General features: G+C 34.1%; 13 protein-coding genes and 1 tRNA gene. 6 read left to right on the top strand and 8 right to left on the bottom strand.

Going from position 1 to position 14,955, the window contains the following annotated elements:
* The first annotated feature begins 12 nt into the window (after nucleotides 1-12).
* Nucleotides 13-1,668, top strand: a complete 1,656-nt coding sequence (locus E5Z56_RS04450) for a Gldg family protein (protein WP_138156712.1) — start codon at nucleotides 13-15, stop codon at nucleotides 1,666-1,668.
* Nucleotides 1,668-3,251, top strand: coding sequence for a DUF4340 domain-containing protein (locus E5Z56_RS04445; protein WP_138156711.1), 1,584 nt, complete (start codon nucleotides 1,668-1,670; stop codon nucleotides 3,249-3,251). The genes E5Z56_RS04450 and E5Z56_RS04445 overlap by 1 nt, the downstream gene beginning before the upstream one ends.
* 70 nt (nucleotides 3,252-3,321) lie before the next feature.
* Here E5Z56_RS04445 and E5Z56_RS04440 read toward each other — a convergent pair whose 3' ends face one another.
* The 3 genes from E5Z56_RS04440 to cls form a co-directional block, all read right to left on the bottom strand.
* The gene (locus tag E5Z56_RS04440) at nucleotides 3,322-3,804 is read right to left on the bottom strand and encodes a GNAT family N-acetyltransferase (RefSeq protein ID WP_138156710.1); all 483 of its coding nucleotides are present in this window, start codon (nucleotides 3,802-3,804) and stop codon (nucleotides 3,322-3,324) included.
* An 869-nt stretch (nucleotides 3,805-4,673) separates the two neighbouring features.
* Nucleotides 4,674-4,749: transfer RNA gene (locus E5Z56_RS04435), tRNA-Thr, on the bottom strand.
* 123 nt (nucleotides 4,750-4,872) lie between these two features.
* Nucleotides 4,873-6,411, bottom strand: a complete 1,539-nt coding sequence (gene cls / locus E5Z56_RS04430) for a cardiolipin synthase (protein WP_138156709.1) — start codon at nucleotides 6,409-6,411, stop codon at nucleotides 4,873-4,875.
* 147 nt (nucleotides 6,412-6,558) lie between these two features.
* Here cls and E5Z56_RS04425 point away from each other — a divergent pair, with 147 nt between their 5' ends.
* From E5Z56_RS04425 to E5Z56_RS04410, 4 genes are all read left to right on the top strand, one after another.
* Nucleotides 6,559-7,377 carry a hypothetical protein gene (locus tag E5Z56_RS04425; RefSeq protein WP_138156708.1) on the top strand — a complete coding sequence of 273 codons (819 nt, stop codon included), beginning with the start codon at nucleotides 6,559-6,561 and terminating at the stop codon, nucleotides 7,375-7,377.
* Nucleotides 7,378-7,521: 144 nt separating this feature from the next.
* Entirely contained in the window at nucleotides 7,522-8,787 is a 1,266-nt protein-coding gene (gene leuC / locus E5Z56_RS04420; protein WP_022505162.1) for a 3-isopropylmalate dehydratase large subunit, read from the top strand.
* Between the two features lie 18 nt (nucleotides 8,788-8,805).
* Nucleotides 8,806-9,291 carry a 3-isopropylmalate dehydratase small subunit gene (leuD, locus tag E5Z56_RS04415; RefSeq protein ID WP_022505161.1) on the top strand — a complete coding sequence of 162 codons (486 nt, stop codon included), beginning with the start codon at nucleotides 8,806-8,808 and terminating at the stop codon, nucleotides 9,289-9,291.
* A gap of 33 nt (nucleotides 9,292-9,324) precedes the next feature.
* The gene (locus E5Z56_RS04410; RefSeq protein ID WP_138156707.1) at nucleotides 9,325-10,524 is read left to right on the top strand and encodes a hypothetical protein; all 1,200 of its coding nucleotides are present in this window, start codon (nucleotides 9,325-9,327) and stop codon (nucleotides 10,522-10,524) included.
* A 105-nt stretch (nucleotides 10,525-10,629) separates the two neighbouring features.
* Here the strand turns inward: E5Z56_RS04410 and E5Z56_RS04405 are convergent, their stop codons facing one another.
* The 5 genes from E5Z56_RS04405 to E5Z56_RS04385 all read right to left on the bottom strand — a co-directional run bounded on the left by E5Z56_RS04405 (nucleotide 10,630) and on the right by E5Z56_RS04385 (nucleotide 14,808).
* The gene (locus E5Z56_RS04405; protein WP_138156706.1) at nucleotides 10,630-11,082 is read right to left on the bottom strand and encodes a C-GCAxxG-C-C family protein; all 453 of its coding nucleotides are present in this window, start codon (nucleotides 11,080-11,082) and stop codon (nucleotides 10,630-10,632) included.
* Nucleotides 11,075-12,316, bottom strand: coding sequence for an SseB family protein (locus tag E5Z56_RS04400; RefSeq protein WP_138156705.1), 1,242 nt, complete (start codon nucleotides 12,314-12,316; stop codon nucleotides 11,075-11,077). Before E5Z56_RS04400 ends, E5Z56_RS04405 begins: the two co-directional genes overlap by 8 nt.
* An 85-nt stretch (nucleotides 12,317-12,401) precedes the next feature.
* Nucleotides 12,402-13,046 (bottom strand): Pr6Pr family membrane protein, encoded by a 645-nt coding sequence (locus tag E5Z56_RS04395; RefSeq protein WP_138156704.1) that lies wholly within the window; start codon nucleotides 13,044-13,046, stop codon nucleotides 12,402-12,404.
* Between the two features lie 59 nt (nucleotides 13,047-13,105).
* A complete protein-coding gene (locus E5Z56_RS04390) occupies nucleotides 13,106-13,672 on the bottom strand; it encodes a hypothetical protein (protein WP_138156703.1) in 567 nt (188 codons plus the stop codon).
* Nucleotides 13,673-13,872: 200 nt separating this feature from the next.
* Complete coding sequence (locus E5Z56_RS04385) at nucleotides 13,873-14,808, bottom strand: DDE-type integrase/transposase/recombinase (protein WP_175405374.1); 936 nt, start codon at nucleotides 14,806-14,808, stop codon at nucleotides 13,873-13,875.
* Nucleotides 14,809-14,955 lie beyond the last annotated feature (147 nt).

Here is a 14,955-nt window from a genome sequence, read left to right as displayed (position 1 = left end):
GGAGGTATTACATTGTCTAAGAAAAATAAGAAAGAAGATTTCCTAGCTACAGAAATCGAAAAAGATATTAAAGCAGATGAAACTTCTACAGATGAAGCTACCGAAAAAGAAGAAACTTCTGATGTTGAAGTAAAGAAACAATCTAAAATCAAAAAGATTTTACATTCAAGAAAGTTCTCAAAGGGCTGGTTAAGCATTGCAATTATTGCAGTTTTCCTTGCCTGTGTAGTTGCAGTAAATATTATTGCATCTGTATTGGAAGATAAATTCCCATCTCTTTCAGTAGATATTACAAATTCAAATATGTATCAGCTACAGGATGATACAAAGAAACTTTGTAAGAATGTAAACCAAGATATTGACATTTATCTACTAACTGATGAAGATACTTTCACTTCATATGACTCAAGTTTTGGTGTTGCATATTTCTCACAAGCAAATCAGTTCTTTAAAGAAATTGCATCTCTAAATAAGCATATTACATTTAAGTATGAAGATACTTCATCAAATCCATCATTTGCTAAGAAATATAGCAATCTAAATCTTACAACATCAGGTTCAAGCACAATTTGTGTTATTGATGCCGGTAATGACAGATACAAAGGTCTAACAATGGAAGACCTATTTGAAACAGAAAATGACTCTTCAACAGGCTATACAACAATTAAGTCAAGTAAAGTTGAACAACAGGTTTGTACTGCTATTCTTGGTTTAACTAAGAAAAATGCTGCAAAGGCTTGTTTCATTACTTCATCAGGTGTTGGTTCAGAAAAGACAAGTTCAAGTGGTTCTACTGCATATTCAGCACTAAAGAAATTACTTGAAAATCAAGCATATGAAACTACCACCGTTGACCTAGACTCTAACAGTAAAGTTCCTAGTGACTGTGATATTCTTCTATTTGTTGCTCCAACATCCGATATTTCAGAACAGGCACTTAAGAAAGTTACAAGTTTCTTAAATACTGCCAAGAAGTCTAACAAAACATTTGTTTATGTACCTGCTCCAATGGCTATTGAAAACGGTACACCTAATATGGATTCATTCCTAGAAGAACAAGGAATGAAGGTTGAAAGTAACTGGATTTACGAACAGGACAACAACTACATTACTTCTATTGCTCCAAGTGACCACAGACTTTCAACATATGATTATGATGACTCTACATTTACAGATGGCATTGATAGCAACACAAGAGTTGCTATGGGTGACACATGGAACATTACTTTAACAAAGGGTAGTTCAGCAAAGGTACTTCTAAAGAGTTCAACTAAGGCTGACTTATTACCATCTGATGCTAAGTCAACTGATGATGTAAAGGATGGTACAGGCAAAGCACTTAACGGTGCAGTTATTAACCAATCTGAAGTATCTGACGGTGTAAACAAAAATGTTGTTGTAATCGGTTCTTACTATGCAGTTTCTACTGATTTCTTAACAGGCTATACTCAGTTTAACAACAGTACATACTTTACAAATATGTTTAATGTACTAACAGAAAACGACAGTGAAACTGTTACAATCAACAGTGCAAGTGCCAGTGATACTTCATTAGGTCTTGAAGCTGCAAGTGATGCACTATTCCCAACAATCCTATTTGTAGGTATTATCCCAATCGGTGTACTAATCCTAGGTATTGTAATTTGGGCAGTTAGGAGAAAGAAATAATGGCTACTAAAAAGAATAACAAAAAACTACTTAAGATTATTATTGTGGCAGCAGTTGTTGTTATTATTGGTGTTGCATTAATCGTAGTACTTAACCTACCAAGTGGTAGTGACAGTAAGGATTCACAGGAAGAAGTTAAGGAAGCAAAGATTTCCGATACTGTTGATAAGAACAAAATGCATCAGGCAGAACCTGCTCTTGATGATAAGGGTGAAGTTAAAGAAAACGGTACAGGTGAACTTATTAACTATATTCCTAGAAAAATTAAAACTATTAAAGTTGAAAACGATAACGGTAGTTTCCAGCTAAAAAGCTATACTCCCGTAGAAAAAACTACTGATTCTAAGGGTAAAACAAAGACAGAAACTCAGGCTACAGAATATACTTTGGTAGGCTATGAAGACAAAACAATGGCTGAGGGTAAGCCTGATTCAGTTGCATCAGATGCTGCATCAATGTCATTTACTAAGATTGTTTCTGTAAGTGGTGATGAAGACAGTGACTTTGGTTTTGATAAGCCAAAGGCTACAGTTACTGTTGGTTATAATGACAACACAAACTCAAAGTTCTATGTTGGCGACAAAGCACCTAATAACACAGGCTACTATGTAAAATTCGGTACAGGTAAATCAATTTACCTAGTTGATGAAGAGTCAGTTGATTCATTCCTATACAGTGTGTATGACCTTATTGACTTAAATGTTACTAAGGCAGCAACTGAGGGTGACACAGCTACTCCTCAGACAGTACACCTAAGTGGTACTCACTACAAGGAAGATATTGAATTTGAAGATAGCACAGATGATACTGCTACAACAAACTACATTATCACACAACCTGCTAAGTACTACGGTAACGATACTACTTGTAGTGAAATTGAAGCAGGTATCCGTGGTGTTGCAGCTAAAGCAGTTGTATGCCTAAACCCAACAAGTGCTGACCTACAGAAGTTCGGTTTAGCAACACCTTATGCTGAGCTAACTGCTACATATAAGGACACAGTTGTTGAACTACAGGCAAGTAAACCGGATAGCAAGAAGTACTGCTACCTAATGGTTAAGGGTGGAGATGTTATTTACAAGATTCTTACAGACTCAGTTAGATGGACAACATCAAGCCTAGACAAAATGAGAAGTGACTACTTTGTAGATAACAAAATAACAAGCCTATCTAAGACAGAAGTTTCTTTCGGCAAAAACAACTACACATTTGACCTAGAAACAAAGACTTCTACTACTTCAGATAACCAAACAACAACTGACACAACAGTTAAGTATAACGGTAAGCAAATCAGCTTTGGTTACTTCCAAACTGCATTTGACTATATGCATGGTGCTAACTTTACAAGAGAAGATTTCTCTAATGAAAAGATTACCGGTAAACCTGAAATGACAGTTAAGTTTACATATACATCTGACTCAGGTAGAAGTGCCGATACACTTGAACTATACAAGGTAAACAATTCTAAGTATGTTGGTGTTGTAAATGGTGAACAAATCTCTTATGTTTATAAGACAGCCATCACTTCACTACAAGAACAGTTTACAAATGCTACTAAGTCATCACCTAAGGATGATAAATAAACTTAATAGTTAAGGTATAATCAAACCCCGATTAGTATATCTAATCGGGGTTTTTCATATCTGTATTAAATTATAAATTCAAAATAAAGAAGTCACAATCCTTATATGGATGGCTGAATTTTACCGGTAATTCATCTTCCGTAACTTTCTTAAAACCTGCTTTTTCATAGAACTTATGGGCTCTTGTTGTGTTGTAAGGAGTATCAAGCATAATAGTTTTGTAGTTGTTTTTCTTGGCAAATTCAAGGAAATAACTGTATAATTTTCTGCCTAAATGATGTGGACTGCTTTGATATTTTTCATATACAAAGAATTTCTTCATTACTGCTACTTTATCATTACAAGGCATTATACCGATAGTACCGGCTAATTTACCATTGTCTGTAGCAATCCAAAAGTAACCACCGGCATTAATGTATTCCTCTGTAATGTGTAGTAGGTCAGGTTGGTTATCTACCGATACAGGTGGTCTTGTACCATCATTTTGAAAATGTAGCACAAGGTCTATTACATCATTGGTGTATTCATCTCTAAACTTGCTAATTTCTATCATTTTTATTTCCTCCTTGTTGTTTTTTCTATTCTATTTTTAAATTTTCCATTCTATTAGATGATAAATTTGGGTTTTTCAATTTTGATTGTTCTAATCTAAAAAACAATTTAACAAATTAGGGTTTGTGGGGATGTTTATGTAGTGTGGGTTAATTAGATAGTAACCGATTAATTCATCTAATTAATAGCTTTTTCCCTCCTTCAGTCATTCTTTAAAAGGTGAATTGCTCTGCAATTCACGAATGACAGCTTCCTCGTCTGAGGAAGCCAAACACAATATGTACAAATTTGTAAGTTTGTACACAAAAAAAGAAATTATACAGACCTTGTTGCCTCCCTCGCTGAGGGAGGTGGCTTTGCGTATGCAAAGACGGAAGGAGTGGTTGGAATTGTAAATTCATTTACAATTCCATATTATCTGAAACTTTCCTTTATTTCTAACTATTAAATATAACAAGAATTATGAGTTACACTGTAGGGGCGAACATCGTTCGCCCGTAAAAAAGTGTGATACCTATGGGATTATTGTCCTGTTTACAGACTAAATATTTATAATATCTACATAGGGCAAAGTACCTATATGAAGGCTAGTTTGTAACGGGACATCAATGATGTCCCCTACAACTGTGAGTCATAGTTTCATAATATTTTCAGGTATATATTCTCACTATGAATTTTTCTTTATAGCTAATTGAATTTAAAAGAAATTTACCTTTACCCACAATCTAAACTAAAAGACAAACCTAAATTTGTAGTGGGAAATTTCCTCTATACGCAAACAAAATTAAAATATCAAAATCACATTATCAAATATTTTTGCAAAACAAAACCCACTAGTCAACCGAAAGTGGCTTACTAATGGGTTTTTTGTGGAGCTGATAATCGGGCTTGAACCGATGACCTCTTCCTTACCATGGAAGTGCTCTACCTACTGAGCTATATCAGCAAATATAAAATTTACATAACAAAAATAATATATCATTAATACAAGAAAAAATCAAGTGTTATTTGATACTTTTATAAAATTTATAAGGTAGTCGGTTATACAAAATAACCAACTACCTTAATTTTACATTAATGGTGAGAATAATCGTAAAACTGCATAATAAATTCTACGGAAGAAACCTACATTCAAGTTTTCTTCTAAAACAATTTGATTGCCGTATTGTTGAGTATCTAGGAAATCCTCCTTAACTTGGCTTATTATTGAGGATTTATAGAACAAACAACCGTTTTCAAAGTGTAGGTAAAGACTTCTAAAGTCAAAGTTTACTGTGCCTACTGTTGCAATTTCATCATCCACTACAACATTTTTGCAATGTACAAAACCTTTTGAATATTCGTAAATCTTTACACCATTGCGAATTAGTGCAGGATAATATGACCTTGTAGCTTGGAAAACTGTCTTTTTGTCCGGTATACCCGGTGTTATGATTCTTACATCAACACCTCTTTTAGCTGCTAAGGTTAATGCTCTTGTCATTTCAGCACTGATTATTAGATATGGTGTTGTAATGTAAATGTACCTTTGAGCCTTGTTTATTATGGATAAATACACATTTTCGGAAGTAGGTTCATCATCAAGTGGTGTGTCACCATAAGGACAAATGTAACCGTCACCTTGTGGCATAACAGAAATTTCATCAATATATTTGTCAGGAAAATAAGGAGAAAAGTCCCATTCTGTTCGTCTTAGTGCATTCCATGTGGATAAGAACATTTCTGTTAAATTCCACACAGCGTCACCTTTCAGCATAATACCGTCATCTTTCCAATGACCGAATCGTTCTATTCTGTTAATGTATTCATCAGCTAAATTAATACCACCGGTAAAGCCTGTATGACCGTCAATAACCATAATTTTTCTGTGGTCACGATTGTTAGCTACTGATGAAAGTACAGGTCTAAAGGGATTGAACTTAATGCACTTAATACCGTAACTTTCTAAAATTTTTGGGTAGTTGTTTGGCAAAAGTGAAATACATCCAACATCATCATAAATCAGTCTAACATCTAAACCACGAGATGCCTTATCCTTTAGAACATCAAGAATACTGTTCCACATATAACCATCGGCAATAATGAAGTATTCTAAGAAAATATAATGCTTTGCGTTTCGTAATTCTTCCAGCATAACAGGAAAATTATATTCGCCAAGAGGATAGTAACAAACATCACTTTTCTTATATACAGGATAACCCATCCTATCTATATATCCAAAAATATTTTTCATACATAGGTCTTGTTTTTCAATTTCATAAAGAGTAACACTGCAATCAGGTTTAAACTTCTGAGAATGACTTTCACTTTTATCCATTCTTTTTCGCAAAAATCTACCGGGTCTTTTGCCACCTGCAACAAAATATACCATACCACCAAAGGTAGGTAATGCAACCATAGGAATAATCCATGCCATTTTGTAGGCAGTATTTTTGTTGGAATTAATAATAGAAACAATCTGAGAAATTGTGATTAAAATAAAAAATACTCTTACAATCCTAAAAGCAAGTTGGAACTCAAACATTAAAAATAATAGGAATAATGCTTGAATAAAAATGATAAATCCGATTATGAAAACTCTTGAGAAAATTTTGTTTAGAAATTTCATAAGAACTCCTTAATATCTAATGTTAATCAGTATTATAACAAATAGTGGTTAACTAATCAACAGTAAATAAGCAGAATAAAACCACTGTTTATTGACTATTTTTGTGACTTCACTTATAATGAAAGTAAATTAACTATAAGGGAGTTTATGATGAATCTATCTACAGCAACATCTGTAACCGGTGGTATTCTTCTTGGTATTATCCTACTGGTTATCGGTATTATAATTTGGTTTGTATTTTTAATGCTTAAAAAAAGAAAGAAAGCTATTGTACCTAAACATGGTGGTAAGTCCGGTTATGTAGTAGGTGGTATTGGTTTGGCAATTACTGTTGTGTCTTTAATTGCAATGTTAGTTACCGGTACAACAAGTGGTGTGGGTACTATCCTTTCAACTATGAAAAGTGACAGTAAGGCTATTTGTGACGGTAAAATGTATGTGAAAACCGATTTTACTTATAACGGAAACAGTGACTATAAACTATCAAAAGCTGAGGGTGTAATCTCAGGTGCAAGTGATTTGAATACCTTGAAAGGTTATAGTGAATATAAAATTTTAGTATCATTAAACACCAACATTTCCGGTGTTATCTTTGTTGAAGAAGATAGCGAAAGAAGTTTTGAAGAAAAATATACTGATTACGACAACTTTAAGTGTGGTGCATTATTTGACACTAAGGACAAGAAAATGTCAACTAATGAGTCGGATATAAGCACAAGTCTCTTTGAAAAAGTAATTTCAATGGATAACTACAAGGAAGTTGATAAGGATAAAATCAGCTATGTGGATAAAATTGATACAAAACAAAATTGTACTTTTTGGGGTACTAGTGAAGATGAATTGGTGACAAGTCAGGTTAAACTATTCCCTAAGGATAAGAACAAAAAGTATATTAGAGTTGTTGACAGTAAGTATTATGAACTTGACGACAGTTTAACAAAATCTGTTGATAAATATTTTAAGTAATAATTATTATCGGAAAGAGGCTTTCATAGCCTCTTTTTTGTTGCATAAATATTATTGCTATGTTAAAGACTTGAATTAAATGGCAATAAGTGATACAATTATGATGTTATTTTATACACTATGAAAATAGAAAGGAAGATTGTAATGGGTATGACAATGACACAGAAAATCTTAGCAGCACATGCAGGACTTTCTGAGGTTAAAGCAGGACAGCTAATTGAGGCAAATTTGGACCTTGTACTTGGTAACGATGTTACTTGTCCGGTTGCTATCAATGTTTTTGAAGAAAATGGTGCTGACTCTGTTTTTGATAACACAAAAATTGCAATGATTATGGACCACTTTACTCCTAACAAGGATATTAAAGCAGCAGAACAGGTAAAGATTTCTCGTCAGTTTGCTGACAAGTATGATATTAAGAATTATAGAGATGTAGGTCAGATGGGTATTGAACATGCCCTACTTCCTGAAATCGGTTTAGTAGGTCCGGGTTCACTATGTATCGGTGCTGACTCTCACACATGTACATACGGTGCTTTAGGTGCTTTCTCAACAGGTGTCGGTTCAACAGATATGTGTGCCGGTATGATTTCAGGTAAGGCTTGGTTCAAAGTTCCATCAGCTATTAAGTTTGAACTTGTTGGTGAACCTCAGGGTTATGTTAGTGGTAAGGATGTTATCCTACACATTATCGGTATGATTGGTGTTGACGGTGCATTATACAAGTCAATGGAATTCTGTGGTGAAGGTATTAAGCATCTAAATATGGATGACAGACTATGTATTGCAAATATGGCTATTGAAGCCGGTGCAAAGAACGGTATCTTCCCTGTTGATGATATTACAAGAGAATATTGTGACGGTAGATTCCAGGGTACTCCTGTAGAATATACTGCTGATGAAGATGCTGAATATGACGAAACATATGTTATTGACCTATCAACACTTCGTCCAACAGTAGCATTCCCTCACCTACCTGAGAACACAAAGACTGTTGATGAAATCGGTGAAACAGAAGTTAAGATTGACCAATGTGTTATCGGTTCTTGTACAAATGGTAGACTTAGTGACCTAAGAGCTGCTGCTAATGTACTAAAGGGCAAGAAGATTGCTAAGGGTGTAAGATGTATTATCTTCCCTGGTACTCAGCAGATTTGGAAAGACGCTATGCATGAAGGTCTATTCGATATATTTATTGATGCAGGTGCAGTTGTTTCAACTCCAACTTGTGGTCCTTGTCTAGGTGGTCATATGGGTATTTTGGCTGCCGGTGAAAAGGCTATTTCAACAACAAACAGAAACTTTGTTGGTCGTATGGGTCATGTTGACAGTGAGGTTTACCTTGCTTCTCCTGCAGTAGCTGCAGCATCAGCTGTTAAGGGCTACATTACAGATCCGGAAAAACTTTAATTAGGAGGTTTCATTACTATGAACGCACATGGTACAGTACATAAGTTTGGGGATAATGTAGATACTGATGTTATTATTCCTGCTAGATATTTAAACACTTCTTCTCATAGTGAACTTGCTGCTCACTGTATGGAAGATATTGATAAAGACTTTGTTAAGAATGTAAAGCAAGGTGACATTATGGTTGCCGAAAAGAACTTTGGTTGTGGTTCTTCAAGAGAACATGCTCCAATTGCTATTAAGGCTTCCGGCGTTAGCTGTGTTATTGCATCAACATTTGCAAGAATTTTCTACCGTAATTCTATTAACATTGGTCTTCCAATTCTTGAATGTGAAGAAGCTGCTAAGGACATTAAGGATGGTGATACTGTTTCTGTAAACTTTGATACAGGTGTTATCACTAACGATACAACAGGCAAAACATATCAGGCAGAACCATTCCCTGAATTTATTCAGAATATTATTGCTAAGGGTGGACTTATTAACTCTATTCTTAACAAATAATATATAAAAAGAAAAAAGAACTGAGGGCAAGAAATGAAGAGAACAATTAGCGTAATTATTTGTGGCCTTGTGGTTTTATCTTCTTTGGTGTTTGCAACAGGTTGTGGCAAAAGTACTTATGATGTTGATTTGTCTAAGTATGTTAAGTTTGATGGATTTAGTGGTACAGCAACAGTAAATTCAAAGGCCGATTACCAAAAGTGCAAAGATGAAAGAGATGAAATCGCAGAAAAAAGAAGTGATATTAGCGATAAAAACGACAGTAAGTATAAGGAATATTCAGAACAAATTGCTAAACTTACCGAAACAAAAAACGCTCTAAATAATATCACATTTTCACTGGTTAAGGGTAATGACGGTAAAATCAAAAATGGTGATACTATTACAGTAAAGGCTAAGTATAAGGAAGATAAGCTAAAGAACTTTGGTGTAAACATAAAGTCAGATGAATTTTCTTTCAAAGTAAGTGGCCTTGAAGAAAAGGAAATTATTGACCCATTTGATAAGGAACATTTTGAACTGAAAGTCAGTGGTTTAGACGGTGACGGTAAAGTTGAAAATGGCAAGAGTAACGCAAAGATTTACTATCTATTTAACCCATCATACAACCTAAAGAATGGTGACAAGGTTACTGTTGAAGCTACTATGTACGACAATGAAGCAGTACTAAAGGATAGCGAAGACAAAGACGGTACTACTGCTAAAAAGGAAATTACAATTTCCGGTTTAGGTACAGTTCCTAAGACACTTGACGGTGTTGATACTTCTGACATTGATGAAATTCTATTTAATAAAGTTAAGAATGATACAGATGTTGAAGTAGGTGACACACTAAAGGGTTATGACCTAAATATAAGTGACAATGACTATATGTTTGCTAAACTTAAGGTTACAAAGTTAGGTGACTATAAGAAGGTAAACGGTATCTATGGTTACAAGGAATATAATGGTGAAAGTGATTGTAGATACGGTGTTGTTTATTCAAGACAGATAACTGCAAAGGTTATTGATACAGGCTATTCTAAGAAAGTTAAGAAAGGCTCAACAAAAACATTTACAGTTTATCTAGGTGCTTATGTTAGTGGTGGTTATCTAATGGTTACTGATGATAACAAATTGGCTAAGGTTACTTCTTATTCAATGTATGTATCAACAACAAGTGGAGGTACATATAAGCAAGTTAAAAAGAATATGACTTACGATTCAGAATATAAATATACTGAAGTAAAGTAAAAAAATCAACCGATTAGCCCATAAGGGTTAATCGGTTTTTACTTTGTGAAGAAAAAAGACTGTTGCATTTTGTACAACAGTCTTTCTTAATATTAAAATTAAATTTTATTTATATGGGTGAGAATTTAAATATTCTTCCAGAATGTTACCGGCAATTTTACAAAGTTCAGAACATGGTCTTTTCTTGTAATATTCATCAGTTCTTTTTTCCGGAACAATACCGTCTTTCTTTACAAGTCCTAAAAGTTCCTTGCAGATAATAGAGCCGTTAATCTCTTTGTATTTGTCAGCAACTTCATTGATTCTTTGGTACAGTTCTTTCTTAGTCTGAAAGTCCTTTGGGTCGCTATAACCGTATAGAATACTTAGCACATATACCATACCACTGACACAACCACAAACTTCTCTCATTCTGCCCATTCCACCACCAAAGCCTGAAACAGACATTGCCACCACATCACTTGGAATGTTTAGTTCTTCGGAAAATGCCATAGCTACTGACTGGGAACAGTTGTAACCCTCTTTAAACAAGGACTCAGCCTTTTCACCTTTAGTCATTGAGAGCCTCCAGCTGTTTCTCAAATTCAGCAAGTTTCTGCTGAGCTTTCTTTAGCTTTTCTTGACCTTCTTCTGAAGTGTCATCCTTGTGCTTTTCAATAACACCTTTCTGAGTTTCAATAAAGTGTTCAAGAACTTTCTTTCTTAAATCAGAAGTTTCTTCATCTTTATATCTGTTTGAAGGTGTTTCTTCTTCTACTTCTTCATTGTCATCATAATCAACCTCTTCACCGTTTCTCTCAACAAGAATGTTAGGGTTGTTGTGAAGTTCAATGTTCTTAGTAGCAACACCCATAACATCTCTGTTAATAACTAGGTTAATGCCTACAGGGTTAATTGCAATTGCAAATAGGTTATCTGTCTTGAAAATACGGTAAACCTCTACAAATGGAAGTTCAATACATACTTTCTTGTCATCATCAAGGGAAGCATAGTCTTTCATTAATGGTGTGTTTATAAAGTAATCGTATTCCTTGTGGTCTGTTAGTACAGGCAAAATTTTCTGACCCTCAACATTTGTATTTAGGAAAGGATACTTAACCTGCATTTGGTCACCGTCTCTGCTTTGTACAATAGCAGGTACAAGTAGTGTTGCCTTTTGTAGTGCTAAAGTTAGAGGACTGTTTTCCTGTACTGCTATGTTCTTGTCTTCCTTACGGAATTTTGCAACATGCTGTAGGAAGATTAGTGACTCTATGTAAAGGTCAGGGTTAATAGTTGTTTCACTTTTTTCAGCTTTAAAGATAGTATCTCTTGGGATAACAAGTGGTCTTAGTCTGCCATCTGTAAACTGAATGTTTTGGAAACCTAGTCTTTGCATATCTTCAACAAGTGCAATAAAGTCCTCACCGGTAATTTCACGAATTTCAACATCAAAATTCTGTTCGGCAAGGTTGCCGATTAGGTAATCGGCACCACTTGTATCAACAAGAACAATAGCATCCTTATCGTGTGCATAGAAGTGGCTTGTGCCATGTGAAACTACAATCCACATTTTATCCAGATTTAGAATTTTCTCTAAAGTAAGCATACGGAAATGGATAACATATTCTGTAAACATTTTAAGGTCATCTTCGTTGTTGATTTCCTTTGCTTTAGGGATGCAATGTTCTTCAAGATAATCTATAAAGCAGATATTTTCAGCAACAGTTGCATTTTGCATTGCTTCTCTGCCGTGGTCATGGTCTTCAAAAAAAGCCTTGATTAGCTCTTGTATTCTTTCGTTACTTATCATTTTATCAATTCCTTTATAGTTGATATGTAAATTATACCATAGGTATTTATTTTTGTAAATGACAATAGTAAGTTTTTACTAAAAATCAGTTGGATTTGTTCTTTCCTTTTATAACTTTGTCAATCATATATAGGATATAACCAAGTGCAATAAAGATAGCAAGTAATACTCCTACCCAACCTAAAAAGCCACTCCAACCTAACTTTCCTAAGTCTAAGAAAAAGTATGGGTAAATTACAACACCTTTTGCAGGATGTGTTATCAGTGAACTTCTGATAACAATAAATGCAACATAGATAAGTGGCATAACTACCGACAATATAGGGTCAACCACCTTTAGTGTGTTTCTCTTGCAGAACAGTAACCAGTCAAGAAAATACATTATAGGTAGTACACAATGAAGTAGTGTACAAGAAATATCTGTAAAATATGTATATGGTGTGTGTTCATTTGATAGTAGAATGTTATACACAAAGAAAGTTACCAAAATCATTATTAAACAGTAAAACCTAAATCGTGGCAATACTGTATCTTTGCCTTTTGCTGAAAAGATTAAGGATATAAACATAACTATTATACAAATATAGTTAGATAAATTTGTGTAAAATACATACCAGTTAATGTTGTATTCCCTATTAAACCAACCTAGGCTGGAGAGAATTCCCACTACACCTAAAGTTACAAAAATTGTGCGAAAAATTACTGCACTTACATTTACATTTTTTCTCATACTTTCCTCCATAGATAGCAAAAGGCTGTCAACGACAGCCTTAAGTAGTTTGTTTATAATCAGAAAGAATCTTCCTCTGCAATTTCATTTTCAGCATCAGTTGATGGCTGATTGTGGCTGATTGCCTGATTTACGATTTTCTTTCTGTTTTCTGCTCTTACTTCTTCAGCAGTTTTTTCGTGAGTATCTTCACGCTTAATTTCTTTAACAGTTACTTTTACAGGAGTTTTCATTTCCTTGTACTCGTTTTCATTAGAACAAGCAACGGTTAGAGAATCAAGTTCTTCACTTGTGATTTCTTCTTTATTTTCAGGTGACTGATCGGCAACACCATCAGCTATTTCAATATAGCGTCTATGAGCTCTTTCAAGTCTTTCACTGCTTGTTTCAATAACTTGACAGATTAGGTGATGTTCTTTCTTGTCCTCTTCTGTCATATTTTCATAAAAAGCCTTACCCAGTGCAGTAAAGGCCTGTTCCATAGTTTTGTTTTCTTTTTTCATTATACTGCGAAGACGGTTAAGCTGAGCTTTTTGATGACTTTTTTCTACAACATCTTGTGCTACATCGACAATTGCATTTTTTGCTGAGCATAAACCATCAGTAATTGTTTCTAAAATAGCCATAATAAACCTCCTAGTTTATTTGATAAGTACAATGTACTATAACACTATTAAAACAGATTTTTATAATAAAATCAATAAAATTTTGAAAATTTACTTGCGAATATTTCTGTGTTGTAAATAGATATGACCCATTTTAGGGTAAAAATAAAATACGATTTAATATTTCGCTTGTTTTACTGACTTTTGATTATGAATATTAATTAATGAATGGATTTCAATTCTAACTTTTCACTCAATAACTGCATTGGACTCTTGTAATCAAGTGTTCTCATTGTTTTGTTATTACTCCATTCCAAATGTCCTTTTAATTTTGTGTTTAATTCTTCAATATTTCTGAATGTTTCCCATTCATAGAAATATCTTTGGTCGTTTCTATGACTTCTTTCTACCTTTCCGTTGTGCCAAGGTGTTCGTGGTGGTATTAATTTATGATTTATACCTAGTTTGTTTAATTCTATTTCAAAAGGACTTTTCACTTCACTGCTCTGATATTTATATGTGAACTCTCTTCCGTTATCTGTTTGAATAGTCTGTATTTTAAACGGAAATTCTTTCAATAACATTTTCAAAATTTGGTTGAGTTTTCGTGTATGTTCTTCAAACCCATATACAAATCTCATCCTTGTACATTCATCTATTGCAGTCCATTGATAAAAATGCTTTCCGTCCCTTAAAGCCTTACCTCTTAAGCAATTATATGGCACTTCTTTTACATCTATCTGCACCTTTTCTCCAGGTATTAACAGTTCCGGATATCTTCTATGCTTACGGCTCTTTTTCTTGGTCTTTTTATATTTTACTAAGCCCATTCTTTTAGCTGCATATATCATTCCTGAGTAGCTTCTTGTATATCCTTTTCTCTTTAAATCACTGTATACTCCATCCCATCCATATCTTTCATAGCACTTTTTGAAAGAATTTCTAATTTGTCTTTCTTCTCTTTTTGTGTGCCTGTTAGGATGACTATGTGGTCTGTGTGATTTAGGCAATAGCGATTGCCAGGTACCGTCATATTGGTTACACCATCTCTTTACGCTTGAAAGACTTACACCGTACACTCTACTTGCTTTGCTTTTTCCTTTTCTTAGTGCGTATTTTACTATGGCTTGCTTTTTCTTTGCTTCTTGTGTTATCATATTCATGAGGAGTACTTCTTTCTTAGGTTAATGTTTTTTTAGCGATTCCATTATACCATATTTTGAAGTTACTCCTCTTTTTTATTGGGTCATATCATTTTAGCACATACAATTTTGAAAATTTACTTGCGAATATTTTTCATTTAT

This window comes from Ruminococcus bovis (genome assembly GCF_005601135.1).
Classification (GTDB): Bacteria; Bacillota; Clostridia; order Oscillospirales; family Acutalibacteraceae; genus Ruminococcoides; species Ruminococcoides bovis.
The sequence above is the reverse complement of the archived record's forward strand: the minus strand, read 5'-3'. Positions and strand labels throughout refer to the sequence as shown.